The sequence below is a fragment of the Phycisphaerae bacterium genome (genome assembly GCA_035384605.1).
GTDB lineage: Bacteria > Planctomycetota > Phycisphaerae > UBA1845 > PWPN01 > JAUCQB01.
In genome coordinates this window covers 1-3,773 of record DAOOIV010000220.1, presented here as the reverse complement: position 1 = coordinate 3,773, position 3,773 = coordinate 1, and the positions used below count along the sequence as shown (strand labels likewise).

Annotated in this window: 3 protein-coding genes; 1 reads left to right on the top strand and 2 read right to left on the bottom strand. The window is 60.2% G+C overall.

The window, feature by feature from the left end; all coding sequences use genetic code 11:
* The coding region (locus PLL20_22010; GenBank protein HPD32675.1) for a hypothetical protein at positions 1 to 711 on the bottom strand (711 nt) is incomplete at its 3' end.
* Between the two features lie 1,324 nt (positions 712 to 2,035).
* Here PLL20_22010 and PLL20_22005 point away from each other — a divergent pair.
* The gene (locus tag PLL20_22005; protein HPD32674.1) at positions 2,036 to 2,950 is read left to right on the top strand and encodes a sugar phosphate isomerase/epimerase family protein; all 915 of its coding nucleotides are present in this window, start codon (positions 2,036 to 2,038) and stop codon (positions 2,948 to 2,950) included.
* Positions 2,951 to 3,124: 174 nt separating this feature from the next.
* On the opposite strand, the gene PLL20_22000 is transcribed toward PLL20_22005, so the two are convergent.
* On the bottom strand, positions 3,125 to 3,773 hold a 649-nt coding region (locus PLL20_22000), incomplete at its 5' end, for a VCBS repeat-containing protein (protein HPD32673.1).

The window sequence follows — 3,773 nt, the reverse complement described above, 5'->3', positions numbered from 1 at the left end:
GACGATGTCCGACTGCCCGCTGCGGGCGAGTTTCACGGTGGTCTGGCCATTCACGAAGTTCGTGCCCGTGATTGAAACACTCGCCGTTGTGCCGCGAACCCCGTAATCTGGGGTGATAGTGTCTGCTGATGGGGGATTGAAGCAAGTCGTTGTCGTTAACATCAATCCGTCCACATGCAGCGCCCAGCCAGTTGATCCGGCATTTATCCACCGAAACAGGACTGTCATGCTTGTGCCCGATGGGGTGGCGTTTACCTGGAAGGCTTGCCAATCCCTGCCGCCCTGTGACTGTACAACTTTGGCCTCGGCCAGCTTAGGGCTGCTCGGTGAGTCGCCATCAAGCAATTCAGCGGTGACGGTGAGGGCGCCCCAACTGTCCATGTGCCCCATAGCCCAGTAGCCGGTGAGGCTATAGGAGATGCCCGGAGTCAGGTCGTTTACAGTCTGATAGAAGGTCTGGCCCGGGTACCCAACGCCGCCCCACCCCTGCACGGAAGCGCGGGCGCCGTCACCATCCCGCGGACAAGTGGGGATATAAAGGGTGTCGTTTCGATTAGCGAGGTTAGTCCAATTCGTCACGGCAGCGGTGTCGCGCGCACAACTGGAAGCGACGGCTGGTTCGTCAAAGCTTGGGTTAAGCAGCAGGTTCTGTCCGTTACTGGCCGCACTCAGGACCAGCAACACTAGTGTCATGCCAATCATGCGATGCATCTGTATCCTCCTTCTGTCTCTTGTCCTATCCATTCACGGCCCGACGTTGTGTCGAGCCATCCATTACATTGGCGGCTGTTGATTCGACCGAAAGGCGATCATTGTGCCCTCCATAATGGAACGACTGACCTTGCGTATCCCGCATGCTGCGAGAACGACTCTCGGGCGAGCGCTCTTGCTGGCATCTTCCTCTGGTGCTGGCTGGCTCCAAGGCGTCCGCGACAGCGCCTCAGCCACGGAGACCCAAAGAAAACAAGCCATCGATTCCGGTCTTCCGGCAATCGGCCATCGATCAGAGGCGGGGTCCTACAGGTCGCCCCTCCAAAGATCACGGTTCGGTTGTCCAGGAGGTCTCCGAGTTCGACGCACTCGCACCTTGTGGACGTCACGAGTCACACCGAGACTCGCACCCCTTGTGACTCTTGGCCGCAGACCGAGTATCTGCACCGCTTAGACCCGCCCCTTCGCATGCTTGGCAAAGCGTTCCTTACAAGTTACGGGGCAAATCACGGCAAATCACATAGTATTGTACCTTCCAGGTCGGATGTTCGTCAATGAAAGATTTGAGAAGAGAGTTCTTTTTCATCAGTCCGATTCATGATCCTCCGTTTTCAGTCGGAAGACGGAGTATCTGATCGAGTTCGGGCGTTTGCTTTTTCGTCCCATAACTCACGATGGGTGCATGTTTAAGAAGCGAGGGCGACGTACTTCATTGGCAGCTAGGGGCTGGTCCGAACTGCCGAACGCGACGGATCGCCGTCTCTCTGTCGCACCCGGGCGGGATGTGCCTCTCTGTGCTGCAGCAGGCAGTCGTTCCCAGCTTGCTTGAACCAGGGGCAAAGTGCACCAAAGGGTCGGGTTTGCGGTCCGTGGACATTAGATGCATCCCTGAGAGCTCTCAGGCGGAATGGACTGCTTGATCGTCCGTCTCGGTCTGGACGAGAACGGGCCATATCACGAAGTCGCACGCGGCAAGGTGGTCGCCCTCTTTCGGTCCGGTGCGTGACAGCGAGCCTCCAGCCGCTTCCTTCCGGTCGGGGTTCCGAACGAGTCACTTGTAAGAGCCGCCCCGTTTCCCAGCGTATCTTGTCGGCGACCCGCTCTTGGGCGTCGCGGTCGGCAAGCTTGCGTTTCCGGGACTTTCGGGCAACGATTCGGATTTGCATACGGCCGGATTGCGGCTTGCGGGATGGGGCGAACCCCGGATGGGCATGCGAAATGCGTGGCTCAGGCGAAATCGAATGCACGGTGGCTGGGCGTCATTGACCAGGCCGCCGCCGATGGGGCCTGTGGCCCGTGGTAATGATTATTGAGGAGGTTTACCGTGGGGCAAGTATTGAACAGGCGTACGTTCCTGGGGGCTTCGTTGGCCTTTGCCGGCGGGCTGGCGACGAGTGCGAGTGCTGCTCACGGCGAAACGGAGAGCGCTGCCGGCGGGCAGTCAGGCGGGCAACGCGGCAGGCAAACGAGACTGGGGCTGGTCACGTACAACCTGGCGGCGGACTGGGACCTCGATGCCCTCATTCGCCGGTGCCGCGAGGTCGGCTTGTCGGCAGTGGAGTTCCGGACGACGCACAAGCACGGGGTCGAGCCGTCGCTATCCAAGGAGCAGCGCAAGGAGGTGCGGAAGAAGCTGGAGGACAGCGGGCTGAGCGCATGGAGTCTGGGTTCGGTTTGTGAGTATCACTCGCCCGATCCCGTGGTCCTGGCCAGGAACATGGAGGACAGCAGGCGGTTTGTGGAACTGGCCGCCGACATAGGTGCCAAAGGTGTCAAGGTGCGGCCGAACGGCCTGCCGAAGGAGGTCAGCGAAGACAAGACTTTGGAGCAGATCGGCAAGTCGCTTCACGCCGTAGGCGAGATGGCCGCGGCCGCCGGGGTAGAGATCTGGTGTGAAATGCACGGGAGCGGCACGGCCGAACCGTCGCGCATGCGCAGAATCATGGACGTCGCTGACCATCCGAAGGTGGGCGTGACATGGAACTCCAACGGCGTGGACGTCAAGAACGGCTCGGTGAAAGAATCGTTCGAGCTGATGAAGGGCAAGATCTATTGCGTGCACATCAACGATCTGGTGGGCGGATACCCTTACCGCGAGCTGTTTTCGCTGCTCAACCAGGCCGGTTATGACCGCTCTGCCCTGATCGAGTGCCCGGCTCTCAAGTCCGGCAACGCGGACGATACCGTACGCTTTCTCAAGTACTACAAAGCATTGTGGGAAGAGTGGTCGAAAACGTAGGACGGCGGCCGAAAGGTCCGCGGCTGTTGCGGCATGGGGATGCCGCGGCCGAAACACCGGCACTTGGTTGTTGGCCGAAAGCCGACGGCCACCTGCTCCTGCCGCAGTGGCTGCACTACCCTCGGTCCGGGACCGGCGAGGATGCCTTGAAGGCATTCGCGTTTGTTGTTTTCCTCATCTTCCCAGGTTCCTGAACAGGTAGAGACCTTCTTTGCCGGGGGCGACGATGTCCTTCCATCCGTTGCCGTCCACGTCGGCCACCCACAGGTAGATGCCGACGCCGCTGGCCTTCGAAGCCGGACCATAGTCCAGTGTTACCCGGCGGAACCTGCCGCCGTCGATCTCGAAGTAGTACGTGCCCACGGGGTCCATCGCTCCGGGATCGCGTCCGAGATGCGCCCGGTACCGCTTGCCGGTGATCAACTCCACCTGCCCGTCGTTATCGATGTCCGCCAGGACCAGGTCATGGTACTGGGAACGGTCCGGGTCAATTGGGTGTTTGATCCATGTCCTCTTGCCATCCGCACCAGTCTTCTGTTCCCACCAGTTCAGCCCGTAGCCGTGTGCCTGTCCCTCGATCAGATCAGCCCTGCCGTCTTTGTTGACGTCGTACACCAATACCGGGCAACTCGTGGTGCCCAGGTTGAACTCTTCGTGAAGCGTCCATGCCTGCCTGTAGGGCTGGTTGGGAGCCTCGATCCATCCGTTGGGAATGATGAAATCGCCTCGGCCGTCTCCGTTGACGTCGCCAAAACCGAAGCCGTGTCCGCAGCCGCCTTCCTTGATCACGTGCTTTTCGAATCTGCCGGTGCCCTTGCCGTCG